This is a genomic window from Methylobacterium mesophilicum (assembly GCF_022179445.1).
GTDB classification, from domain to species: domain Bacteria; phylum Pseudomonadota; class Alphaproteobacteria; order Rhizobiales; family Beijerinckiaceae; genus Methylobacterium; species Methylobacterium mesophilicum.
Window position 1 is genome coordinate 243,045 of the sequence record NZ_BPQU01000002.1, and the last position, 23,976, is coordinate 267,020.

At 71.0% G+C, this 23,976-nt stretch carries 19 protein-coding genes and 1 tRNA gene; 8 read left to right on the plus strand and 12 right to left on the minus strand.

All coding sequences use genetic code 11. From position 1 onward, the window contains the following. Nucleotides 1-52: 52 nt before the first annotated feature. From MFF40_RS03755 to MFF40_RS03770, 4 genes are read right to left on the minus strand one after another with little or no spacing between them, the layout of a single operon-like run. Complete coding sequence (locus MFF40_RS03755; RefSeq protein ID WP_147856343.1) at nucleotides 53-811, minus strand: ABC transporter ATP-binding protein; 759 nt, start codon at nucleotides 809-811, stop codon at nucleotides 53-55. Nucleotides 812-816: 5 nt separating this feature from the next. After that, nucleotides 817-2,664 (minus strand): branched-chain amino acid ABC transporter ATP-binding protein/permease, encoded by a 1,848-nt coding sequence (locus MFF40_RS03760; RefSeq protein WP_147897957.1) that lies wholly within the window; start codon nucleotides 2,662-2,664, stop codon nucleotides 817-819. Beyond that, nucleotides 2,661-3,536, minus strand: coding sequence for a branched-chain amino acid ABC transporter permease (locus tag MFF40_RS03765; protein ID WP_007562633.1), 876 nt, complete (start codon nucleotides 3,534-3,536; stop codon nucleotides 2,661-2,663). Before MFF40_RS03765 ends, MFF40_RS03760 begins: the two co-directional genes overlap by 4 nt. Nucleotides 3,537-3,569: 33 nt before the next feature. Further along, nucleotides 3,570-4,733 (minus strand): ABC transporter substrate-binding protein, encoded by a 1,164-nt coding sequence (locus tag MFF40_RS03770; RefSeq protein WP_147897958.1) that lies wholly within the window; start codon nucleotides 4,731-4,733, stop codon nucleotides 3,570-3,572. A gap of 174 nt (nucleotides 4,734-4,907) precedes the next feature. Here MFF40_RS03770 and MFF40_RS03775 point away from each other — a divergent pair, with 174 nt between their 5' ends. After that, nucleotides 4,908-5,978, plus strand: a complete 1,071-nt coding sequence (locus MFF40_RS03775; protein ID WP_238259706.1) for a malate/lactate/ureidoglycolate dehydrogenase — start codon at nucleotides 4,908-4,910, stop codon at nucleotides 5,976-5,978. 354 nt (nucleotides 5,979-6,332) lie between these two features. Beyond that, entirely contained in the window at nucleotides 6,333-6,743 is a 411-nt protein-coding gene (locus MFF40_RS03780; protein ID WP_147897960.1) for a DUF1236 domain-containing protein, read from the plus strand. Between the two features lie 92 nt (nucleotides 6,744-6,835). Here MFF40_RS03780 and fghA read toward each other — a convergent pair whose 3' ends face one another. After that, the gene (gene fghA / locus MFF40_RS03785; RefSeq protein ID WP_147897961.1) at nucleotides 6,836-7,669 is read right to left on the minus strand and encodes an S-formylglutathione hydrolase; all 834 of its coding nucleotides are present in this window, start codon (nucleotides 7,667-7,669) and stop codon (nucleotides 6,836-6,838) included. A gap of 131 nt (nucleotides 7,670-7,800) precedes the next feature. Next, a complete protein-coding gene (locus tag MFF40_RS03790; RefSeq protein ID WP_147856776.1) occupies nucleotides 7,801-8,937 on the minus strand; it encodes an S-(hydroxymethyl)glutathione dehydrogenase/class III alcohol dehydrogenase in 1,137 nt (378 codons plus the stop codon). Nucleotides 8,938-9,195: 258 nt separating this feature from the next. Here MFF40_RS03790 and MFF40_RS03795 point away from each other — a divergent pair, with 258 nt between their 5' ends. Both MFF40_RS03795 and MFF40_RS03800 read left to right on the plus strand, forming a co-directional pair. Continuing rightward, the gene (locus MFF40_RS03795) at nucleotides 9,196-10,308 is read left to right on the plus strand and encodes an FAD-binding domain-containing protein (protein WP_147897962.1); all 1,113 of its coding nucleotides are present in this window, start codon (nucleotides 9,196-9,198) and stop codon (nucleotides 10,306-10,308) included. Between the two features lie 184 nt (nucleotides 10,309-10,492). Beyond that, on the plus strand, nucleotides 10,493-12,919 hold the full coding sequence (locus MFF40_RS03800) for a PAS domain S-box protein (protein WP_147897963.1): 2,427 nt from the start codon (nucleotides 10,493-10,495) through the stop codon (nucleotides 12,917-12,919). Nucleotides 12,920-13,214: 295 nt separating this feature from the next. Here the strand turns inward: MFF40_RS03800 and MFF40_RS03805 are convergent. Then, a tRNA-Arg gene (locus MFF40_RS03805) sits at nucleotides 13,215-13,291 on the minus strand. 213 nt (nucleotides 13,292-13,504) lie between these two features. Between MFF40_RS03805 and MFF40_RS03810 the strand changes: the two genes are divergently transcribed. The 3 genes from MFF40_RS03810 (at nucleotide 13,505) to MFF40_RS03820 (ending at nucleotide 15,589) form a co-directional block, all read left to right on the plus strand. Continuing rightward, nucleotides 13,505-14,599, plus strand: coding sequence for an acyltransferase family protein (locus MFF40_RS03810; RefSeq protein WP_238259709.1), 1,095 nt, complete (start codon nucleotides 13,505-13,507; stop codon nucleotides 14,597-14,599). Between the two features lie 96 nt (nucleotides 14,600-14,695). Next, complete coding sequence (locus MFF40_RS03815; protein ID WP_238259711.1) at nucleotides 14,696-15,124, plus strand: RNA polymerase sigma factor region1.1 domain-containing protein; 429 nt, start codon at nucleotides 14,696-14,698, stop codon at nucleotides 15,122-15,124. A 75-nt stretch (nucleotides 15,125-15,199) separates the two neighbouring features. After that, nucleotides 15,200-15,589, plus strand: a complete 390-nt coding sequence (locus MFF40_RS03820; RefSeq protein WP_147898243.1) for a phage holin family protein — start codon at nucleotides 15,200-15,202, stop codon at nucleotides 15,587-15,589. Nucleotides 15,590-15,629: 40 nt separating this feature from the next. Here MFF40_RS03820 and MFF40_RS03825 read toward each other — a convergent pair whose 3' ends face one another. The 3 genes from MFF40_RS03825 to MFF40_RS03835 form a co-directional block, all read right to left on the minus strand. Next, on the minus strand, nucleotides 15,630-17,333 hold the full coding sequence (locus MFF40_RS03825; protein WP_238259713.1) for a sensor histidine kinase: 1,704 nt from the start codon (nucleotides 17,331-17,333) through the stop codon (nucleotides 15,630-15,632). A gap of 6 nt (nucleotides 17,334-17,339) precedes the next feature. After that, nucleotides 17,340-20,213: a PAS domain S-box protein gene (locus MFF40_RS03830; protein ID WP_238259715.1), complete on the minus strand. Its 2,874-nt coding sequence runs from the start codon at nucleotides 20,211-20,213 to the stop codon at nucleotides 17,340-17,342. A gap of 149 nt (nucleotides 20,214-20,362) precedes the next feature. Beyond that, on the minus strand, nucleotides 20,363-20,587 hold the full coding sequence (locus MFF40_RS03835; RefSeq protein WP_147854727.1) for a hypothetical protein: 225 nt from the start codon (nucleotides 20,585-20,587) through the stop codon (nucleotides 20,363-20,365). 711 nt (nucleotides 20,588-21,298) lie between these two features. On the opposite strand from MFF40_RS03835, the gene MFF40_RS03840 reads away from it, so the two are divergent. Continuing rightward, a complete protein-coding gene (locus tag MFF40_RS03840) occupies nucleotides 21,299-21,526 on the plus strand; it encodes a DUF6894 family protein (protein ID WP_415623805.1) in 228 nt (75 codons plus the stop codon). A gap of 178 nt (nucleotides 21,527-21,704) precedes the next feature. Here the strand turns inward: MFF40_RS03840 and MFF40_RS03845 are convergent, their stop codons facing one another. Further along, complete coding sequence (locus tag MFF40_RS03845; RefSeq protein ID WP_238259716.1) at nucleotides 21,705-22,568, minus strand: SMP-30/gluconolactonase/LRE family protein; 864 nt, start codon at nucleotides 22,566-22,568, stop codon at nucleotides 21,705-21,707. 78 nt (nucleotides 22,569-22,646) lie between these two features. Further along, a complete protein-coding gene (locus MFF40_RS03850; protein WP_147898239.1) occupies nucleotides 22,647-23,963 on the minus strand; it encodes a sugar MFS transporter in 1,317 nt (438 codons plus the stop codon). Nucleotides 23,964-23,976 lie beyond the last annotated feature (13 nt).

The following is a 23,976-nucleotide window of genomic DNA, read 5'->3' on the forward strand; positions in this document are numbered from 1 at the left end:
GGGACTGTGCCGGTGAAACCGGGCCCAGTCGGGGCGGTTCCGGGCTGCGGCGTCAGGCGGCGCTGCCCGCCGCGGCGCGGCCGCCGAGATACGCGGCGCGGATGTCGTCGTTGGCCCAGAGCGCCTGCGGGTCGCCTTCGAGGACGAGGCGGCCGGTCTCCAGCACGTAGCCCCGGTCGGCCACCGACAGGCCCATGCGGGCGTTCTGCTCGACCAGCAGCACCGTCGTGCCGCGACGGCGCACCTCCGCGATGATCGCGAACACCGCCTGGACGATCACCGGGGCGAGACCGAGCGAGGGCTCGTCGAGCAGCAGGAGCCGCGGCTTGGCCATCAGGCCGCGGGCGAGCGCCACCATCTGGAGCTGGCCGCCCGACAGGGTCCAGCCGAGCGCGTCGCCGAACCGCCGGATGTCGGGGAACAGCTCGAACATCGCCTCGACCTCGTCGCGCAGGGCGCGCTTCGGGACGCCGGACCGGTTCGAGGCGCCGAGCATGATGTTCTCGCGCACGGTGAGCCCCGGGAAGACCCGGCGCCCCTCGGGCACGTGGGCGACGCCGAGGCGCACGATCGCCTCGGGCTTCAGGCCGTGGAGCGGCTGCCCGTCGAGCAGGATGCTGCCGCCCGCCGGCTTCACGAGGCCGGAGATCGCCTTGAGGGTGGTCGACTTGCCGGCGCCGTTGGAGCCCAGCAGGGTCACGACCTCGCCCGTGCCGACCACGAACGAGAGCCCGCGCACCGCCTCGATCTCGCCGTAGCGGACGGTGAGGTCGCGGATCTCCAGGACCGGGTTCGACACGGCGGTGCTCATCCTGCTCAGGCCGGCGCGAGATCGGTCTTCAACGCGGTCTGGAGCCCCGCGCCCGGCCCGGTCGAGGCGTCCTCCCCGAGATAGGCCTCGATCACGGCGGGCTCGCGCAACACGGTGGCGGTGACCCCGTCCGCGATGCGCCGGCCGAAGTTCAGGACGGTGACGTGGCTCGCCACGTCGCTGACCAGGGTCATGTCGTGGTCGATGATCAGGATGGTCAGGCCCTTGGCCGCCATCCGGCGCAGCAGCACCGTCAGGGCGTTCTTCTCGCTGGAATTGAGCCCGGCGGCCGGCTCGTCGAGGAGCAGCAGCGTCGGGTTGCCGGCGAGCGCCCGGGCGATCTCGATCAGGCGCTGGTGCCCGTAGGAGAAGCCCGAGATCGGCTCCTGCGCCCGCGCCTCCAGCCCGACGAAGGCCAGGGCCGCGCGCGCCCGGGCCTCCAGCGCCGGCCGGTCGCTTGCGCCGAGGGGGTTGTTCGGACGCTCGGCGCCGATCACCACGTTCTCCAGGGCGCTCATCGAGCGGAACAGGCGGATGTTCTGGAACGTGCGGCCGATCCCGACCGCGGCGCGCCGGTGCGGGGGAAACCGGGTGATGTCCCGGTCCTGGAGGCGCATGGTGCCGCCGGTCGGGGTGTAGAGGCCGGACAGGACGTTGAGCGTCGTGGTCTTGCCCGAGCCGTTCGGGCCGATCAGCGCGTGGATGCCGCCGCGGGTGACGGTGAAGTCGATCGCGTCCACGGCCTTGAGGCCGCCGAAATGCTTGGACAGGCCCGACACCGTCAGCAGGGTCGCCGAGGCGTCGCGCGCCTGGCTCAGGGTCAGATCCGGGGCGGGCGCAGGCGCAGGCTTGGCGGGCCGCAGCCGCCGGACCTGATCGCCCAGGAAGCCCCAGATGCCGTCGGGCATGAACACGACGATCAGGATCACCGCCAGCCCGTAGATCGCCAGGTACAGGCCCGGGATCTCCTTGAGGAAGCGCAGCCATTCGGGGATCAGGATCAGCAGGCCCGTGCCGATCACGGCGCCGACCGGCGAGCCGACGCCGCCCAAGAGCGCCATGGTCAGGAAGACGATCGACTCGGCGAAGGAGAACTGGTCCGGGCTGATATACGTGAAGCTGCCGGCAAACAGCCCGCCGCCCAGCCCCGCCAGCAGTGCCCCGATGGCGAAGGCCGCGACCTTGGTGCGGTAGACGTCGATGCCGCTGACGCCCGCGGCCAGTTCGTTGTCGCGCACCGCCCGCATGGCGCGCCCGAGCCGGGTCCGCGGCAGGTGCCAGACCAGCCAGCCGACCACCGCCAGGACCAGCACGCACAGCGCGAGGTAGCTCTGTCCGTCCGCGAACAGGGCGGGGCGGCGGATGTTGGGCACCCCGTCCGGACCGTGGGTGACCGGGATCCAGTTGGTCAGGACCAGGGTGAGGATCTGCTGGAACGAGATCGTCACCATGGCGAGGTAGTGGCCGCCGAGCCGCAGCGTCGAGGCGCCGAGGATCGCGCCGAGGACGACCGCGAGCGCCAGTCCGATCGGCAGGCACAGCCAGAAATTCAGGCCGTGATCGACCGTGCCGAGCCCGACCGCGTAGGCGCCGATCCCGAAGAAGGCGGCCTGGGCGAGGTTGATCTGGCCGCACAGCCCGAGCACGACGGTGAGCCCGATCACCGCGATCGCGTAGGTCGCGGCCTGCATCAGGATGTTGAGGACGTAGCCGCTGAACGGCGTCGTCGCGGCGAGCGCCACGGCGGCCGCGGCGAGGCCTGCATAGGCGAGGCCGCCGAGCGGCAGCGGCCGGGAAGGCCGGGAGGCGGTGCCCGTGAGGGTCGGGCCGGCCGTCGTCGGATCGGCGCTCATGCTTTCTCCGCCACGCGCTCGCCGAACAGCCCCTGCGGGCGCACGACCAGGAAGGCCACGAGGACGATGAAGGCGAAGGCGTCCTTGTACGGCACCGAGACGTAGGCCGCCCCGAAGGTCTCGATGATGCCGAGCGCCAGCCCGCCGATGATCGCGCCGGTGACGTCGCCGAACCCGCCGATGATCGTCGCGGCAAACGCCTTGAGCGCGATGGTCGCGCCCATCTGGATCGACACGAACAGCACCGGCGCCACGAGGATGCCGGCGATGCCGCCGAGCACGGCGCTGTAGACGAAGGTGAGCATGATCATGCCGGCGACCGGGATGCCGAGGAGCGCCGCCATCTCCTTGTCCTGGGAGGTCGCCTGGAGCTTCTTGCCGACCAGGGTGTGCTCGAAGAACCAGTACTGGAACGCCACGAGCGCCGCGGTCACCGCGATGATCAGCAGGTACTGGCTGTCGAGGAAGACCGGGCCGAGCAGGAAGCCCTGCGTCTCGAACACCGGCGGCAGGACCTGCGGCTGCGGCCCGTAGAGGGCGAGCGTGGTGTTGGCCAGGAAGATCGAGGCGCCGATGGTCGAGATGATCACCGGCAGGTAGGTGCGGTGGCGCAGGGGATAGTAGACGCCGAGGTTGAACAGGGCGCCGAGCAGGGCCATCCCGCCGATGGTGAGCAGCACCGAGAGCCAGTACGGCCACTCGAGATCGACGGCGAACACCACCATCAGGAAGGCCGCGACCATCGAGAACTCGCCCTGTGCGAAGTTCACGACGTTGGTGGCGCGGAAGATCAGCACGAAGCCCAGGGCCACGAGGGCGTAGACCGAGCCGATGCCGATCCCGGTGAAGAGGAGCTGGAGGATCAGGTCCATGTGCGCGCCCGTGCCCCGTCCGCGACGACGTGTTCAGCCCTGATAGAAGTCGATGCGCCGGTCGAACGTGATCGTGCCCTTGTCATTGCGCACGACGTTGTAGCCGTGCAGGCCGTCGCCGTTCTTGTCGAAGTTGTAGGTGCCCTCGGCGCCCGCGTGGCCCCGCACCGCCAGCAGCGCCTCGCGGATCGCCTGCGGGTCGGCCTTGCCCGCCTTGTTGATCGCCAGCGCCAGGACCGTCACCGCGTCGAAGGTCCAGGAGGACTGGTTGTCGGGGGCGATCTTGGTCGCGGCGCGGTAGGCCTTGCCGTAGGCCCGGGCCGCGTCGCTCGATTCCTCCGCGTAGTCGGCCACGCCGTAGGTGCCGTAGAGCGAGGGACCGGCGAGCTTCAGCGCCGTGACGTTGGTGATCGAGGGCGAGCCGACCCAGGGGGCGGTGACGCCGAGCTGGCGGAGCTGGCGGGCGAAGATGCCGAGGTCGTTCTCGAAGGTGAAGTACGAGCCGATCACGTCGGCCCCGGCCTGCCGGATCGCCAGCACCACGGGGGTGAAGTCCTGACCCTGGTTGGCGTAGCCTTGATCGAGCACGACCGTGGCGCCGACCTTACCCAGGCTCTCGGTGAGCGCCTTGGCGCCGCTGGTCCCGAAGGCGTCGGTGGAGTGGATGATCGCCCACTTCTTCTTGCCGAGGCCGTTGACGCCGTGCTCGGCGATCACCCGGGCCGAGAAGCTGTCGTTGGGCCGGAAGCGGAACATCCAGGGATTGCCGAGCTGGGTCAGCACCGGGTCGGTGCCGCCGAAGCACATCGGCTTGCCGGTCTTGAGGATGTCCGGCGCCATCGCGTGGTTCTGCGTGGAGCGGACCGAGCCCAGGAAGCCGACGAGATCGGGCTGCGAGGCCAGCTTGGAGAAGGCCAGCACGGCGCCGGGATTGGTGGTCTGGTCGTCCTCGGTGACGATCTCCAGCGGCTTGCCGAGCACGCCGCCCGCCTTGTTGACCGCCTCCAGGGCGATCTTAGCGCCGTTGAGGGCGAAGCGCCCCGCATCCGCGCCGGGGCCCGTGACCGGCAGCACCATGCCGATCCGGATCGTCGCGCCGGCGCCCTGCGCGTGACTCGATCGGATCACCCCCGGGGCGAGGCCGCTCGCAGCCGCGCAAGCGGCACCCGTCAAGAAAACGCGACGCGTCGTCTTCATAGGCATTCCCGTCCCGCCGCCGGTTCTTATGCCCGACGTTGATTGTATTGGGCCATGCGGGACGCTTCATTGTCTATCCCACGTCACCCGAACCGGTCGCCTTGCGGGTTAAGAAAGCCTAGGATCGTTACCCGAACGCGCCCGGCGAGGCGCGACGACGGGAGATAGACCATCATGCGGATCGACGCCGCCGGACTGACCGCCTTCGTGCGGGACATATTCGTTCGGGAGGGCTGCTCGGAGGCGGAAGCGGGGCGGATCGGCCAGTTCCTCGTGGCCGCCAACCTCACCGGCCACGACAGCCACGGGGTCATCCGGGTGCCGCGCTACGTGGCGTGGCTGCGCGACGGCGAGCTCGTGGCCGATCGCGCCCCAGAGGTGCTGATCGACGGAGGCGCCTTCGCGCTGGTGGACGCCCAGTACGGCTTCGGCCAGACCGCCGGCCCGTTCGCCACCGATCTCGGCATCGCCAAGGCCCGGGAGCACGGCGTCTCGGTCATCGCCCTGCGGCATGCCGGGCATCTCGGGCGGATCGGCGAATGGGCCGAGCGCGCTGCCGCCGCGGGCCTGATCTCGGTGCATTTCGTCAACGTCGCCGGCAGCCTGCTCGTCGCGCCGTTCGGCTCGGTGGAGCGGCGCTTCTCCACGAACCCCATCGCGGCCGCCTTCCCGCTTCCGGGGCGCGATCCGATCGTCCTCGACTTCGCGACCTCGGCGGTCGCCGAAGGCAAGGTGCTGGTGGCCTCGCAGGGCGGCAAGCCCCTGCCCGAGGGCGTCCTGATCGAGCCGGACGGCCGCCTCAGCGCCGACCCGACCACCCTGTTCGGTCCGCTCGACGGGCCGGAGCGCGACAACCAGAAGGGCCGGGGCGCGATCCGGGCCTTCGGCGAGCACAAGGGCTCGGGCCTGTCGCTGATGTGCGAGCTCCTGGCCGGCGCGCTCACCGGTTCCGGCACGGCGGGGCCGGGCAAGCGCCGGGTCTGCAACGGCATGCTCTCGCTCTACATGACGCCGAGCGCCTTCGGCTCGGACGACGCGATCGCGGCCGAGGCGCGCAGCTATCTCGATTTCTTCGCCTCCGCCCAGCCGGCGCCGGGCGGCGCGGTGCTGCTGCCGGGCGAGCCCGAGCGCCGCATGAAGGCGGAACGCCTCGCCGAGGGCGTACCGCTTCCGGAGCCGGTCTGGGAGACCCTGCTCGCCGCCGGCCGGCCGCACGGCCTCGACGGGCAATCCTACTGCGCCTGACCGCGCCCGATCTCCGGAGCGGGCCAACCCCGGCGCTGCAGGCGGGATCGCCGCTCAAGCGCGCCGGGGCGTGAAACGGTTCGCTAACCGAAGCCGCCCACCCTCATGCGCATGTCCAAGCGAACGATCCGAACGGCGAGGGGCGTCCTCTGGATCGCGGCCCTCGCGCTCTGCTGTTTCTCGGCCGTGATGCTGGTCAAGGCCAACCGCCCCGCGGAGCGGTCGGCCGCGGGTCCGGCCGCCTCCGATCCCGTCACGACGGGATCCATCGACCGGGCTCCGATCCGATGGTGCGGGGCCGCCCCGTGGTGCCGCTGACCGTCGCTACCGTTTCCGCTGCTTGACGAGGACCTCATGCGACACTGGATCTCCCTGCCGATCGTGCTGACGCTCGGCTTCGTGGCGCCGGCTCACGCGCAAGGCCTGGCGCGCGGCGCACAGGACGGACGGGAGCGCGGCGAGGCCATCGCGGGCCCGCTCGGCGCCGTCGTCGGCGGCGCGATCGGTGCCGCCGTCGGCACGGCCAACAGCATCCTGGGGATCGACCGGCGGGACCGCTTCCGCATCTACGCGATCGGCGAGCGGCGGCCCTCCTTCGCCTACGCGGGGCCGGTGCGGGTCGGAACCGTGCTGCCGGAGGACGGCGTGGTCTATTACGACGTGCCGGCCGAATTCGCGCTGCCGAACTACAACTACACGATCGTCAACGACCACCCCGTGCTGGTCGAGCCGCGGACGCGGCGCATCGTCGAGGTCATCGATTAGGGGCTGCGCGCATCCTCGCGGAGCCGAGGTTTCACGCCGCCGGGACGCGCCCGGCGGCGGGGTCGTGATCGGCGCGGGGCGCCGACGCGATGTTACTTCAGGCGCGCGGCGGCCCACGCGATGTGGTCGGCCATGAAGGTCGAGATGAAGAAGTAGGAGTGGTCGTAGCCCTCGTGCATGTTGAGGGTCAGCGCGATTCCGGCCTTCTTGCAGGCCTCCTCCAGCAGCCAGGGGCGCAGGCCGTCCTGGAGGAAGCTGTCGGCGGTGCCCTGATCGACCAGGAACTCGGGGAAGCGCTTGCCGTCCTCGATCAGCGCGGTGGCGTCGTGGGCGCGCCAGGCGGCCGTGTCGGACCCGAGATACTTCTCGAAGGCCGGCTTCGACCAGCCGGCCGTGGAGGGCTGGGCGATCGGCGCGAAGGCGGAGCAGGACTTGAAGCGCTCCGGGTAGGTCAGCGCGATGGTGAGCGCCCCGTGGCCGCCCATGGAATGGCCGAAGATGCCCTGGCGGGTCATGTCAGCGGGGAACTCCTTCGCGATGAGCGCCGGCAGTTCTTCCGTGATGTAGCTCCACATCTTGTAGTTCTTGTCATAGGGCGCCTGCGTGGCGTCCAGATAGAAGCCGGCGCCGGAGCCGAACTGCCAGTTGCCCTCCTCGTCCGGGATACCGGGGCCGCGCGGGCTGGTGTCGGGGGCCACGATGATCACGCCATGCTCGGCGGCGGCGGCGCGGTACTCGCCCTTGTCCATGACGTTGGCGTGCGTGCAGGTGAGCCCGGACAGGTACCAGAGCACCGGGACCGGCCCCTTCTCGGCCTGGGGCGGCACGAACACCGCGAAGGTCATCGGGCATCCCGTGGTCTGCGCGTCGTGCTTGTAGACGCCCTGCGTGCCGCCGTGGGCGCGGGCCTTCGAGACGGTTTCCATCAGCTGTGATCTCCTGCTCGGGAGGCGGGAGCCCCGCTCGGGGGCTGGATCGCGGGCCCGGGTCTTCGAGAATGCGAGGACGTGCGCGGGGCTCCCCGGCCTAGCAGGCGGGGAGCCCCGGATGGTCTTCCTCAGTAGACGACGACGGAACGGATCGACTTGCCTTCGTGCATGAGGTCGAAGCCGTGGTTGATCTCGTCCAGCGGCATGGTGTGGGTGATCAGATCGTCGATGTTGATCTTACCCTCCATGTACCAGTCGACGATCTTCGGCACGTCGGTACGGCCGCGCGCGCCGCCGAACGCCGAGCCCCGCCAGACCCGGCCGGTGACGAGCTGGAACGGGCGGGTCGAGATCTCGCGGCCGGCCTCGGCCACGCCGATGACGATCGACTCGCCCCAGCCGCGATGGCAGCATTCGAGGGCCTGGCGCATCACGTGGACGTTGCCGGTGCAATCGAAGGAGAAGTCGGCGCCACCGCCCGTGAGATCGACGATGGCCTGGACCACCTTGTCGGTGCCGACCTCGTTCGGGTTGATGAAGTGGGTCATCCCGAACTTGCGGGCCATGGCCTGCTTCTCCGGGTTGATGTCGACGCCGATGATCTTGTCGGCACCGACCATCCGGGCGGCCTGCAGCACGTTGAGGCCGATGCCGCCGAGACCGAACACCACCACGTTGGCGCCGGGCCAGACCTTGGCGGTGTAGATCACGGCGCCGATGCCCGTGGTCACGCCGCAGCCGATGTAGCAGATCTTGTCGAAGGGGGCGTCTTCGCGGATCTTGGCGAGCGCGATGGCCGGCAGGACCGTGAAGTTCGAGAAGGTCGAGCAGCCCATGTAGTGGAACACGGTGTTCGACCCGCCGGGATTGCCGCCGGTGGAGACGCAGGAGAAGCGGCTGGTGCCGTCCGGCATCACGCCCTGGCCCTGGGTCGCCCGGATCGCGGTGCACAGGTTGGTGCGCTGCGAGAGGCAGGATTTACAGTTGCGGCATTCCGGCGTGTAGAGCGGGATGACGTGGTCGCCGGGCTTCAGCGTGGTGACGCCGGCGCCGACCTCGCGGACGATGCCCGCGCCCTCGTGGCCGAGGATCGCCGGGAACTTGCCCTCGGAATCCAGTCCCGAGAGGGTGTAGGCGTCGGTGTGGCAGATGCCGGTGGCCATCAGCTCGACGAGAACCTCGCCGGCCTTGGGCCCTTCGATGTCGATGGTCTCGATGGTGAGAGGCTTCTTGGCTTCCCACGCGACCGCGGCGCGCGTCTTCATCACGTGTTCCTGTTGTTTGGACGATCACGGACGGCGTCGAACGGCCGACTCTTCGGCGCGCCTCGCCCAGGGGCGGCACACCGAACGGTCCGAAAATCTGGGGTGTGTTTGATGGTTCTGGCGCCGAGATGCAACGTTTGCGGTCGCGTTTCGAACACGTCCCCCGCCCGGGCGGTCCGGGGAATGGGTCGCATCCGCACGGCGCGGGCCGCGCGCTAACTCCGGCGCATGGATCGCACCTCTCCCATCAATCGCCCCATGACCCGAGCCGCCGGGCTCGACCGGCTCGCCGCCTTCCTGGCCGGAGCCGGAGCCGATTACGCCGCCTGCCGCAACACCGACCGCGGCCCCGGCCACGAGCCGACCACCTCGGCCCTCTCACCCTACCTGCGCCGGCGCCTGATCACGGAGGCCGAGGTCGCGGCCGCCGCCGAGCACGCGTTCGGCGACGGCGGCGCGGAGAAATTCGTGTCCGAGGTGTTCTGGCGGACCTACTTCAAGGGCCACCTGGAGACCCACCCGTCCGCCTGGACGGACTACCACGCCCTGGTTGCTCGCGACCGGGAGCGGCTCGCCGCCGAGCCCGGACTGCGCCGGACCTACGCGGCGGCGGTCGAGGGCCGGACCGGGATCGACGGCTTCGACGACTGGGCCCGCGACCTCGTCGAGACCGGCTGGCTGCACAACCACGCCCGGATGTGGTTCGCCTCGATCTGGATCTTCACCCTGCGCCTGCCCTGGGCGCTCGGCGCCGCGTTCTTCATGGACCACCTGATCGACGGCGATCCGGCGAGCAACACCCTGTCCTGGCGCTGGGTGGCCGGCCTGCACACCCGGGGCAAGCACTACGTCGCCCGCGCCGAGAACATCCGGCGCTACACGGAGGGCCGCTTCGACCCCGTCGGCCTCGACGAGGAACCGGACGCGCTGGACGAGGCGATGCCGCCCCGCGAGGTCCCGCTGCCCCGGGCCGAGGCCGCGCCGGCGGGCGACATCGCGCTGCTGCTGCATCTCGACGACCTGCACTCGGAGAGCCTGCCGTTGGGGGACGCCCGGGTGGTCCGCGTCGGCGGCCTGCTGGCCCACGCGCCCGGGGCCTCCGAGCGCGTCCGGGCGGCAGACGCCGAGGCGATGGCCGATGCGCTGCGGCGCGCGGCGGCGCGGTTCGGCTGCGAAGCGCGCCCGGTCGAGGTGGGCTGGTCCGGGGATCGTCCGGTCGTCGCCGCCTGGGCTCCGGTGGGCCCGTCGGCCGATGCCCTGCCGGAGGATTGCATCCGGGTTCGTCGTGCATGGGACGAGACCGCCTGGCCGCGATCCACGCGCGGCTATTCCCGCCTGCGCTCGGTGATTCCCGCGGTCCTGACGGCATGAGGTCCCGGACCCGTCCGCCGCCGACTGTCCGCGCCGCGCTGATTTGAATCGTCGCGGTTCCGGGTCATCCGGCCCCGGTCTTCATGGCGACCGACCCGGCAGATACGGTATGGAGCCGCCGGACGGCATGACCGTTGGGAGACCGACGGCCAGGTCTGGCGACGCGGGGGCGGGATTTCGCTGCATGGATGTCGAACACGACGCGCTGCGTCGGCGCCTTCAGGAGGCCGAGGCCGAGATCGAGCGTTTGCGGGCGTCCAACGCGAGCGCTGTGCATGCGCCGAGCGGCAACGAGCGCACGTCGGCGGCCGGGATCGACCTCTTGTTCACAGCGGCGGAGAAGACCCGCATGCCGCAGATCGTCACCGATCCCAACCTGCCCGACAATCCGATCGTCTTCGCCAACCGCGCCTTCCAGGAGCTGTGCGGCTACGGCGCGGAGGACCTGATCGGCCGCAACTGCCGGTTCCTCCAGGGGCCCGGGACGGACCCCGCCGACGTCGCCAAGGTCCGCGACGCCATCGCGGCCCGCCGCGACGTGGTCGTCGAAATCCTGAACTATCACCGCGACGGCAGGCCGTTCCGCAACGAGCTCTACGTCAGTCCGGTCTTCGATCCGGCGGGGCAGTTGCGCTACTTCTTCGCCAGCCAGCTGGACGTCACCCGCTTCCGCACCGAGGAAGAGCGCCTGGCCGAGAGCGAGGCGCGCTACCAGACCCTGTTCGAGGCCATCGATGCCGGCTTCTGTGTCGTGGAGATGCGGTTCGACGCCGAGGGCCGCGCGGTCGATTACCGCCTGATCGAGGTCAACCCGGCCTTCGAGCGCCATACCGGCCTACGGAACGCGGCGGGGCGCTGGATCAGCGAACTCGTTCCCGATCTCGAACCGTCCTGGTTCGAGACCTACGGCGCGGTCGCCATGACCGGGCGCTCGGTGCGCTTCGAGAGCGCCGCGGTGTCGATGGGGCGCTGGTTCGACGTCCATGCCCTGCGCGTGGGCGAGCCGGCGCGGCGGCGCGTCGCGATCCTGTTCAACGACATCACCGACCGGCGCCGCCTCGAGGATCACCTGGAGACCGCCGCCCGGGAGCGGACCGACGAGCGCGACACCCTGTGGCGGGCGAGCCGCGACCTGTTCGTGGTCTGCGGCTTCGACGGCGTGTACCGGGCGGTGAACCCGGCCTGGACCGCGACCCTCGGCTGGACCGCCGAGGATCTGGTCGGCGCCCGGTTCGACGCGTTCGTGCACCCGGACGACCGGACGCTTGCGGAACAGGCGCTGGAGCGCGTGATCACGGCCGGCGACCTCGACGACGTGGACGTCCGGTTCAGGACCCGCGACGGCGCCTATCGCTGGATCTCGTGGAACGTGGTCCCGCGCGGCGACCACTTCTACGCGGCCGGCCGGGACGTCACCGAGCGGAAGGCCCTCGAGGAGCAGCTGCGCCAATCCCAGAAGCTGGAAGCGGTGGGCCAGCTCACCGGCGGGGTGGCGCACGACTTCAACAACCTGCTCACCGTGATCAAGTCGTCGACCGACCTGCTCAAGCGCCCGAACCTCCCCGAGGAACGCCGGACCCGGTACGTCGACGCCATCTCGGACACCGTCGCCCGCGCCGCCAAGCTGACGGGCCAGTTGCTGGCCTTCGCCCGGCGCCAGGCGCTCCAGCCCGAGGTGTTCGACGTCGGCCGCGGCGTGGCCTCGGTCTCCGACATGGTGCGGACCCTGACGGGCGCGCGCATCCAGGTCGACATGCAGGTCGTGCCCCTGCGGGACGCGGCGGGGCGGGAGAGCCCATGCCTGATCGACGCCGATCCGAGCCAGTTCGATACGGCCCTGGTCAACATGGTGGTCAACGCGCGCGACGCCATGGCGGGCGAGGGGCGGATCACCATCCGGGTGCAGCCCGTGAACCGGGTCCCGGCCGTGCGGGCCCACCCGGCGATGCAGGGGGATTTCGTCGCGGTCTCGGTGACCGATACCGGCACCGGCATCGCCCCCGGCGACCTGGAGCGGATCTTCGAGCCGTTCTTCACGACCAAGGGGGTCGGGCAGGGCACCGGTCTGGGCCTCAGCCAGGTGTTCGGCTTCGCCAAGCAATCCGGCGGCGAGGTCGTCGCCGAGAGCCGCCTCGGCGCGGGCAGCACCTTCACCCTGTATCTCCCGCGGGCGGTGGCCGCGGCCGTCCCGGAGGCCGAGGCGCCCGAGCCCGCGGCCCTGGCCGACGGCCACGGCACCTGCGTCCTGCTGGTCGAGGACAACCTCGAAGTCGGCGCCTTCGCGGCGCAGGCCCTGCAGGAACTGGGCTACAGCACGGTCTGGGCGACGGACGCAGAGAAGGCGCTGCGCGAGTTCGAGCGTGTCCCGTTCCGCTTCGAGGTCGTGTTCTCGGACGTGGTGATGCCCGGCATGAACGGGGTCGAGCTGGCCCACGAGATCCGCCGCCGGCAATCCGACCTCCCGGTCGTCCTGGCATCGGGCTACAGCGACGTGCTTGCAGCTCACGGCACCCACGGCTTCGAGCTGCTACGCAAGCCCTACTCGGTCACCGACCTGTCGCGCATCCTGCGCCGCGCCGTCGAACGGGCACGGTCGCCGACCAGGCGGTGACGAACGGGATCTCCCGAAGGCTGCGCGCGCAGGGCCGAGCACAATCCCCGCGCCGGAGATCCGCACGGCGCGGTGTAGGCGACCGGATCCAGGGGCTGAAGCCGGCCCGCGACCAGATCGCCTCGGCTGAGATTGATCGGAAAGGCCACGGGTTCAGCCCACCGGCATCTGATCGAAGGCAGTGCTGGACGGCACACCGCATTACAGCGCCGCCAGTACGCAGACGTACCGAAGCCCGGTACCAACCCCAGGCGAACCGACACGTTACGCTGACGCGCTAGATCATTGAGGAGATTGGCGCACCCGACACGATTCGAACGTGTGACCTTTGCCTTCGGAGGGCAACGCTCTATCCAGCTGAGCTACGGGTGCAAGCCGCGCCGATTTCCTAACCCAACCGCGGCGCCAGTGCAACGGCCTGGGTGGAGCCGCCTCTGCCTGCGTCCGTGCCCGGAATGGGACCGGGCCTCGAACCGATTCCTGCGGCGGCGGCGCGATGGCTGCCGGGTGTTGCCCTGGCGGCCTTGTCTCCGCGTGCGGTTTCCCGGCCCTTGGAGGTTTCCAGGGGATCACGGGGCGGGGCGGGTGTCGCAACAGGTCGGTGGGGAAGACCGGGCGGCGAACAATTTCGGCACGCTGCGCGTGCTGTTCGCGATCCTCGTCGTGCTCTCGCACGCGCCGGAGCTGGCGGACGGCAATCGGTCGCGCGAATGGCTCACGCAGGTGTTCGGCACGCTGTCGCTGGGCGAGGTCGCGGTGGACGGCTTCTTCCTGGTGAGCGGCTACCTGATCACCGCGAGCTACCGCGCCAAGCGCTCGTTCTCCGACTACCTGAAACGGCGGGCGCTGCGGATCTATCCGGGCTTCGTGGTGGCGTCCCTCCTCTGCATCGCCGTCGTCGCGCCCCTCAGCGGCGGTGACGTGGCCGCGATCTCGCCGGCCGAGACCGCGCTGCGCCTGTCGCTGCTGCTGATGCCGGTGGTCCCGGGTGCGTTCGAGGCGCTGCCCTATCCGATGCTCAACGGATCGCTCTGGACGATTCCGTGCGAGTTCGGCTGCTACCTGCTGCTCGGTCTGGTCGGCAGCGCGCGCGCCCTGCGGCGGCGGCGGCGCTACCTCGTCCTGCTCGCCGGCCTCGGGGGAGTCCTGGCCCTGCGCTGGCTCGTCCTGCCGATCGGCCAGCCCGGGAATGGGCTCGGCATTCTGTCGGAGATGATCCGCCTGAGCTTCGTGTTCTGCTGCGGCGGCGCCTTCCAGCTGTTCGGCGACAAGATCGCCTATACCGGCCGGGGCGCGGCCGCTGCCGCCTCGCTGCTCCTGCCGCTGATGTTCAGCCCGCCGCTCGCCGAGCCGGCCTTCGCGCTGCTCGGCGGCTACCTGATCTTCTGGTTCGCCCTGGCGGTGCGCCCCAACGCCCTGAGCCGCGCCACCGCGCGCGTCGACGCCTCGTACGGGCTCTATCTCTATGCCTGGCCCGTGCAGAACCTGCTGGTCGCCCATCGGCCGGACCTGTCGCCCGGGACGGCCGCGATCCTGGCCCTCGCGGCGGCGATCCCGCTGGGCTTCCTGAGCTGGTACCTAGTCGAGAAGCCGATGCTCCGGCACCGGGCCAGCACGCACCGGCCCGGGATCCTGGGTGCCGGCGACGCCCTGACGACCGCCCCCGCGCTCGGCCGGTGACCGCGCGGTAACCGCCGGGATCTTCGTGGGTTCTCGTCGGGAGAGCACCGGCCCTCGGGGGGTCGGCCGGGGGTCGGTTGGCGGCCGGAGCTGGCGATGACGCAGACGATCGATCGCGGGACGTTGGACCGGCTGATCGCCCTCGGCCGGGCGCGGGGGGCACTCACGGCGGACGACCTGCAGGCCGCCCTGCCGATCGACCGCATGGATGTCGACGCCCTGGTGCTGGTGATGCTGGAGCTCGACGCCGCGGGGGTGAGCGTCGAGCCGGAGGCGTTCGGACCGCCCGTGGATCGGGCGATCCCGGGATCGGTGATCCTCCCGGGGCAGCAGCCCGGGACGCCGCCGCCGGCCCTGCCGGCCGGCGGGACCGAAGCTCCGGCCGACGCGGCGGAACCCCGGCCGATTCGATCCGCCGCCGCGCCGGACCGGGATCCCGACGACAGCCGCGACGCCACCCGGGCCGTCGCCCTGGCGGCGCTCGCGACGTTCCTCATCCTCGGCGCCGTGCTGCTGATGCTGTGAGCGTCGGGCCGGAACGCTTGCGCGGGCGGCTCGGTTGGCCCAGGCCCTGACGGTTCGAGAGGATAGACCCGCACCATGCGTCAACGAGCCGACGGCACCCTGGCCCTGCTGGTCGCGGCCCTGCGCGAGAGCGCGACGCATCTGGAATCGCTGCTGAGCCTGGCGCGGGCCGAGATCGACGGCAACGTCCGGGCCATCGTCTCGCTGGTCGCGATCGTCGGCACGATCCCCGTGCTGCTGATCGTCACGTTCTTTCTCGGGCTCGACGGAATCGTGAAGCTGCTCGCCGTGCCGTTCGGCTCCGAGGCGCCGGCGGCGCTGATCGTGGCGACGCCGTTCCTGGTCGCGGCGGTCGCGCTCGGCTGGCTCGGCCTGCGCCGGATGGCGCTGTCGAACCTGGAGCCGTGGCGCACCTGGCGTCAGGTCAAGCAGGACGCCCGCGCGGTGGCGCGGCCCCGGGGGTGATCCGGGGCACCCGCCGCCTGCGGGAGGAGGGGGCGCCGCTCTACTGCGTCGGGACCAGGATCGTGCTCGGCCCTGGTTCGAGCGGCACGTCCAGATGGCAGCGCAGGCCCCCGGCCTCGAAGGCGAGGTCGACCAGGCCGTCGAGTTCGCGCCGCACGCCGCCGGAGATCAGACGGGTTCCGAAGCCGGCCCGGGCCGGGGGCTGCACCGGCGGGCCGCCGCTCTCCTGCCAGGTGAGGCGCAGGCGCGGCATGCCGCCCTCCGGCGCGGACAGCGACCACGCGACCCGCACGTGCCCCTCCGGCACCGAGAGGGCGCCGTACTTGCCGGCGTTGGTGGTCAGCTCGTGGATCGTCATGCCCAGGGCCAGCACGTGCCGGGGGGAGAGCGCGACGTCGGGCCCGTCGAGGGCGATCTGGTCGCCCTCCGTGCGATAGGGACTCAGCTCGCTCTCCAGCACCTCACGCAGGGAGGCGCCGCTCCAGTCTTCGCGGGTCAGGAGATCATGGGTCTTCGACAGCGCCAGGATCCGCGCCTCGAGGACGCCCTCGGCGCCGCGGGACTGGCGGGCCAGGGCCTGCACCGTGGCCAAGGTGTTCTTCACCCGGTGGTTCAGCTCGTGCAGCATCGTCACCTGCTGTTCCTGCAGGGCGCGACCGTGGCGGATCTCGGCGTGCAGCGCGTCGGTGTTGCTCTGGAGCGCGGACGCCATGGCGTCGAGCTTGCCCCCGAGGCGGCCGAACTCCGTCGCACCGCGCAGGCCCGTGCGGGCGGCGAGGTTGCCGACCTGCCAAGCGGCCGCCGTGCGAAGCAGGCGGTCGATCGGGCGGCGGATGAACATCCGTCCGGCCAGGAGCGCTGCGGCCAGCGCCAGGAGCGCGCCCAGGGCGATCAGCACCAGCCCGCGGCGGGTGGCGGCATCGATATCCGCGAAGGCCGCCGCGCTGTCGCGTCCGACCACGAGGCGCACCCCGGCGAGCGGTCCCTCCGGCATGGCGGTGGCGATGACCCGGGTGCGGCCGTCGAGGCCCTCGTCGATGCGCACCTCGCCGTCCCGGGCCGTCCGCATCACGCCGCGCTCCGGCGGGATCGGCTTGCCGATCCAGTCCGCCCCGTCCGGGCGCCGCGCGATGATCAGGCCGTCGCGGTCCGTCACCGTGATGGCCGTCTCGGCCTGGTGCAGGGTCTGCTCCAAATGGTCGGACAGCCAGTCGAGATCGACGGCGGCCAGCAGAAGGCCGGTCGCGGGGCCGTCGGTCGCGTCCCCACCGGCCACGACCCGGGCGAAGTGGATCGAGGGCCGGTTCGAGACGGTCCCCAGCGCGTAGCCGCCGACCGCGAAGCCGCCGGCCTCCAGGGCGCGGTGATGATAGGCGCGCGCGCCGGTCGAGTAGGATCCCGGCGCCGAGCCGGCGCTGTCGCAGATCACCGCGCCGGCGGGATCCGTGAGTGCGATCAGGATCACGTGCGGGAGCCGGGCGGCGGACCGCTTCAGGTAGGCTGCGCAGGCGGCGGGGTCGTGTGCCCGCACGGACGGATCCCCGGAGATGAGGTCGAGGGCCTGGCGCATCCGCTCCGACAGCTGGGCGAAATCCTCAGCCGCGCCCCGGACGGTGGCGAGGGCGTCGGCGCGCACCGCCGCATCGCGGCTCGTGCGCAGCGCGACCTCGTTGTAGCCCTGGATCGCCAGCGCCGGGGTGAGCGCCAGCAGCACCAGCAGCAGGATGCGGGTGGTGAGCGACATGGCCGGTCAGTCGAGGCCCGCGATCATCGCCCGCACCCGGGCGGCCAGGGCCTCGACCGGGAACGGCTTGGTCATCATCCGCATGCCGGGTTCGAGGTGGCCGTTGCCGAAGGTCGCGTTCTCGGCGTAGCCGGTGATGAACAGGACCTTCAGGTCCGGCCGGTCCGGGCGGATGGCGTCGACCATCTGCCGGCCGTTGAGGCCGCCGGGCAATCCGACGTCGCTGATCAGCAGGTCGATCCGCCCCGGCGCGCGCAGCAGCGCGAGGCCCGCCTCGGCGTCCGCAGCCTGGAGCGCGGTGTATCCGAGGTCGCCCAGAACCTCGGCGATCAGGTCGCGCACCACCGGGTCGTCCTCCACCACGAGCACCGTGTCGCCGTGCTCGGCCCGGTGCAGCGCGACGAGACCGGATTCCGCCGTCTCGGACGGTGCGACGCCGTGGTGACGCGGCAGATAGAGCTTGACCGTCGTGCCGCAACCCGGCTCCGAGTAGATCCGGACATGTCCCTCGGACTGCTTGGCGAAGCCGTAAATCATCGACAGGCCGAGCCCGGTGCCCTGGCCGAGGGGCTTGGTGGTGAAGAACGGGTCGAACGCCCGGGCGGCGACCTCCGGGCTCATGCCGGTCCCGGTGTCGCTGACGCTGAGGCAGACATACGCCCCCGCGTTCACGCCGGCGTGAACGCGGGTGTAGGCGCGGTCGAGATGGGCGTTGGCGGTCTCGATCACGAGGCGGCCGCCCTCGGGCATCGCGTCCCGGGCGTTGATGGCGAGGTTGAGCAGCGCGTTCTCGAGCTGGTGCGGGTCGCAGAGGGTCAGCCACAGGCCGCCCGCGGTGACGAGTTCGAGGTGGATCCGCTCGCCCAGGGTCCGCCGGAGCAGGTCCTCGATGCCGGTGACCAGCGGGTTGGCCGCGGTCGGCTGCGGCTCCAGCGGCTGGCGCCGGGCGAAGGCGAGGAGGCGGTGGGTCAGCGCCGCGGCGCGGTTGGCCGACGACAGGGCCGCGCGGGCATAGCGCTCGATCGCGTCGGTGCGGCCCTGCTGGATGCGGGTCTGCATCAGGTCGAGGGAGCCGACGATGCCGGTCAGCAGGTTGTTGAAGTCGTGGGCGATGCCGCCGGTGAGTTGGCCGATCGCCTCCATCTTCTGCGCCTGGAGCAATTGCTCCTCGACCCGGCGTTGCTCGGTGAGGTCCCGCCCGACGATGTAGAACAGCCCGGTTCCCGGATCGGGCACCGCCGTCCACATCACCACCCGGCGCTCGCCCGCGCGGGTCAGGACGCGGTCGACGAAGCCCGCCACCGTCTCGCCGGCCGACAGGCGGCCCACCACCTCGGCGGTCTCGGCGTGGTCGCCCGGATCGACGATGTCCAGGAACGGCCGGCCGAGCAGTTCCGCCTCGCTCCAGCCGAGCATGTGCGTCCAGGCCGGATTGACGGTCTTGAGGAATCCGTCGAGGCCCGCCGTGCCCATCAGGTCGTTGGTGGTCTCCCACAGCCGGTCGCGCTCGCGGGTCCGCTGGGTGACCTCGGAGAGGAGGGTGGCCTCGACCCGCTTGCGGTCGGTGATGTCCTGCACGAACACGTGGAAGCCATCGACCGCACCGTCGGCGCCGCGCCGGGGCAGGTAGCGGATCTCTGCGTCGCGGTGGCGCCCATCCTGGTGGGGCCAGGCGATCTCGAACCGGACGGCCTCGCCGGCGCGGGCGCGCTCGACATAGGCGCGGCGCAGCTCGAAGGCCGCGGGCCCGAGCAGCACCCGCACGTCCTGACCCACGATCTCCGCGGCCGGGCGGAAGAACCAGTCCTGATACGCCGCGTTGGCGAAGCGGTAGACGTAGTCCCGGTCGATGAAGGCGATGAGCACCGGCAGCGCGTCGGTGATGAGGCGCAGCTCGCGCCGGTCGGCCTCCGCCCGCTGCTCGGCGGATTTGTGGTCGGTGATGTCGCGCACCGCCCCGACGAACCGGATCGGGCGGCCCTCGGGGTCGCGTTCGAGCGCGCCGCGGCGGGCGATCCAGCGTTCCGCGCCGTCATCCGCCCGCCGGATCCGATAGGCCACGTCGGCATCGGTCAGGCCGGCGCCCCGGTCCGCCCATTGCGCGACGCGTCCGGCATCCTCCGGGATGACGAGGCGGACGACCGCGTCGATCGGCAGCGTCTCCTGCTCGGCCAGGCCGTACAGGCGGAAGAAGTGCGGCGTGGCGTGGATGACGTTCTGGTCGAGGTCGATGGAGAAGACGCCAACGCCGCCGGCCTCCTGGGCCCGGCGCAGGCGCGTCTCGGAGGTGCGCAGCGCCGCCTCGGCCCGGACCTGGGCACCGATCTCGGCGTTGACGCCGAACCAGCGCACAACCCGGCCGGTGGCGTCCCGCAGCGGCACGATCCGCGTCAGGAACGGCCGGAACATGCCGTCGGCCCCGCGCAGGGGAAACACCATCTCGAACGGCTCGCCGGTGGCGATCGAGGCGGCCCAGACCGCCATCACCCGGGGCAGCGCCTCCGGGTCGTGGACGCTCTGCCAGCCCCAGCCGGCCATGGCCGCCTGCGTGGTGCCGCAGTAATCGAGCCAGCGCCTGTTGTACCAGTAGAGATAGCCGTCGCCGCGGGCGAGCCAGCACAGGATCGGCAGGTGGTCGGCGAGCCGGCGGAACTCGGCATCGTCGATCCGCTCGGGATCGGGATCGGGCAGGACCGCGTCGCTATGGGCGGGCCGGTGCCAGTACGCGCGGTCGAAGGCAGTCTCGTCCCGCGACGCCTCGTCCCGTACCTCCACCCGGCTCGCGGCGAGCGCGGTGCGCAGGCGGGTGACTTCGTCCTCGAGGGCACGGGTGCGGCGCCGGAGAACCTCCGCCTCGTCCGCGCTCAGGGCACCGCTCACGCGCGGACCGCGCGGCATCGGCCGGGCACGGGCGGCGCACCGGTGGGGATGAGATCGAAGGCTGTACGCCGGCTCATCTCGGCCTTGTTGCAGAACCGGCCGGCGCTCGCCAGCCCGTGGGCGGGCCCGGACTTGAGAGGTGGCGGGCGTTAATGTGCGCGGCCGCGCGCGCCGCCGGCCACGGGACGCAGGTGCAGGAAGCTGCGCTCGCCGGTGGCCGCCTCGGCCACGTGCTGGATCGTGTCGAGCAGTTCGGTCACCGCCTGCGGCGCATCCGGGCGGAACTGCGCCTTGGGCTCGACCCAGCGCTTCTGCGTGCGCCGCGCGGCGATCTGCGCTTCGCTCAATGCATCGAAATCCCGGCGTCGAACCATGGCCCAGCCCTCCGTCCGGAACTGTGTCGGCGCATGGTTGACGAAGGGTTAACGGGTCGGAGACGGCGATGCCGTCGCGACGATCGCGCGGGCGGTGACCCTATGGCGGCGTCGGCCCGCGCGGGCCCGTCCGGTCGGTCAAAGTCCGCACCAGCCTGAGCAAGACCGCGCGGATATGGGCGCGAAGGGGGGTGTTTTCCGCCATGGGTCGGTTACGGCGCTACGAGGCTGGAGGTTTCAGAAACCCGCCATTTCGAAGGGCGTTGCTACGTAAAAAGGCGGTCGTGCGCGGAGACCGTCGCTCCTCCCATCACCCAAGGGCGTATGGTCAAGCCGCCATCAGCGCGTCTGATCTTTGGGTATTGATGAAGCACTGATCTTTGAGAGAACGCTTCGGATATGCGCCCGTACCATCTCTTTTCTGTTTGAACCGCCGCCCGTTCCCTTCACGGCAGGCGGCTCATCGGCGGTCGTCATGGCTAAGCCCCAAGGTCAGAAGCGCCGCCGCTTCGGGCCACCGGGTGTGGGTGGGCGGGCTATCTGCCAGATCTATAGTAGATCGACGCGCTCAAATCCCGGACGCATTGTGGTGAATCGGTCCAATTCACGTTTTAGCTAGGTTAAGGTTTATCGCAGCCGACGTTGGTCGCGGTGGCCCATCAAACTACGTAGAGATAGTCCGGGCGCCCGCCACAGGGGTTCATCAGGGGGATGTCGGTGCCCGAGCGCTTCTACTTCGATGTCGAGAACGGCCGGGAGCGGATCCGGGACGAGGTGGGCGTCGAGGCCGAGAGCCTGGAGGAGGCCCTGGACGAGGCGCGCAGCGTGATCGGAGAGATGGCGGGTTCCGTCGGCACGGGCGCGTCCGGCGGGTCGTGGACCCTCGTCGTGCGGGATGCGACCGGCGCGGTGGTCGGCCGCCTGCCGATCCGTGCGTGATGCCACCGCGATCAAAGAACCCGCCGCGGCACAGGCCGGGCGGGTTTGAAGGTGGTCTCGTCTCGGAGAAGGCCCGACCGTAGACGCGGCACTCCCGCGCCGCATCCCCCATCCGAGGGAAGCGGCCACACGATATAGCGAGCCCTCGGACGGTGCGCCCGGCCGGAGGATCGAGCGGTCAGCCCCCGAACGCCCGGGGCGGCAGGCCGGTTACGCCGACATCGAGCTCGAACAGCGCGCCCGCGGACGGCTCGTGCTCGACGCCCCGCGACGCCGACGTGACGAACAGCCGGTCGAGCCCAGGTCCCGCGAAGGCGCAGCTCGTGATGTTCGTGGCCGGGAGCGGGATGGCCTTCAGGAGGCGCCCCTCCGGATCCAGCCGGCTGATCCGGCCCGCACCCCAGTGGGCGATCCAGAGGCAGCCGTCCGCATCCGTGGTCATCCCGTCGGGCCAGCCCCAGGCCTCGGGAAAGCGCAGGAATTCCCGCTTCCCCGCCAGGGTCCCGTCGGCGGCGAGGTCGAAGGCGAAGACGGTCCGGGCGGCGCTGTCGCTGTGATAGAGGATCCGGCCGTCGCGGCTGAAGGTCGGACCGTTGGCGACGCCGTAGGCGCCGTCCATCCGTCGCCAGCTCAAGTCCGGGTCGAGCCGGTGCAGGGCGCCCGAGACCGCGGTCTCAGCCTGGTGCATGCTCCCGGCCCAGATGCGGCCGGCCGAGTCGACCTTGGCGTCGTTCAGGCGGTTGTCCGGAAAGTCCGGCTCCGGATTGCCGATCGGCGTGACTTGGTCGGCCTCCAGATCGAACAGCGCGAATCCGCTCTTCAGGCCGATCACGAAGTCGCGCCGGCCGGCCCGGGGGATGATCCAGCCGATCGGCTCGGGAAACGGGCGCGTGCCCGTGGCGCCGCCGGCAAGGTCGAGCCAGCGCAGGGCCGGGGCCTCGATGTCTACCCAGAACAGCCGCCCCCGCTCGGGCACCCAGACGGGTCCTTCGCCGAGCCGGTCGCGCTCGGGGCGGGCGACGATGCGGAACTGTGCCTCCATGGGATCGCCTTCTCGAGTCCGGCGGAGGACCGCAGCCCACCGCGTTACGCTGAACCGTGGACGGGGGCCGATATCTTCTCAGGCGCGGTCGGAGGCACCCAGGCCCGGCCGGCTGCCCCACAGCGCGAAGAACAGGACGTAGAGTTCGCAGGCGGCCGTGATGAGGAAGGAGTGCTGCAGGCCGAACCGGTCGGCGGCCCAGCCCTGCACCACCACCAGGGAGCCCCCGGCGATCGCCATGATCAGCAGCCCCGCCCCCTCCTCGGTCAGCGGGCCCAGGCCGCGGATGCCGAGGGTGAAGATCGTCGGGAACATGACCGCGTGGAACAGCCCCACGGAGATCAGCGCCCACATGGCCAGCGACCCCGTCGCGAAGGTCGCCACCAGCATGACCGTGAAGGCCGCCAGGGCGGCGCCGGCCAGGATGGTCTCGGCGGACCGCACCTGCATCAGGTAGCTGCCGACGAAGCGGCCGATCATCATCCCGCCCCAGAGCAGGAACAGGTAATGCGAGGCCTGCGTGTGCGTGAGGTCGCCGATCTCGGGCTGCGAGACGAAGTTGATGAACAGGTTCGACACCCCGATCTCGGCGATCAGGTAGATGAAGATCGCCGGCACGCCGAGCACGAGGTTGCGGTGGCGCCAGAGCGACAGGCCGGTGCGCTCGGCCTTGGCGGCCTGCTTCGCGGCCTCGCCTGCGCCGCCGCCCATGGCGGGAAGCGGGAAGCGTGCGATCACCACGGCGAGCACGACGAGGATCGCCGCCACGATCAGGTAGGGGAGTTGCACCGACTGCGCGTCGGCCAGTCGCTCGGCCGCGGTCAGGGTCGTGCCGGCGGCGAGGTTGCCCGAAGCCGAGCGTCCGAGGATCAGGTAGCCGCCGAAGAGCGGCGCGAGCGTCGTGCCGAGCGAGTTGAAGGCCTGGACGAGGTTGAGGCGCGCCGGGGCGGTCTCCGGGGGGCCGACCACCGCCACGTAGGGGTTGGCCGCGACCTGGAGCAGGGTGATGCCGCTCGCGATGACGAACAGGGCGGTGAGGGTGATCGCGTACGAGACCTGATGCGAGGCCAGGACCATGCCCAGCGTGCCCAGCGCCATGATGCCGACGCCCACCACCAGGGCACGCTGGTAGCCGATGCGCGCGATCAGCTTCGCGGCCGGGATCGAGGCCACGAAATACGCGATGAACCACACCGACTCGATCAGCGTGGTCTGCGTGTAATCGAGGTCGAAGACGCTCCTGAGATGGGGTAGCAGAGTGTTGTTGATGACCGTAATGAAGCCCCACATGAAGAAGAGGCTCGCGAGCAGCGAGAGGGCCGGGCGGTAGCTGCCGCGGTCGGCCGACGCCGTTCCAGCCGCGGGCGCTCCGATGCTCGCGATCGGTCCTGCCATCAAACGTTTCCTC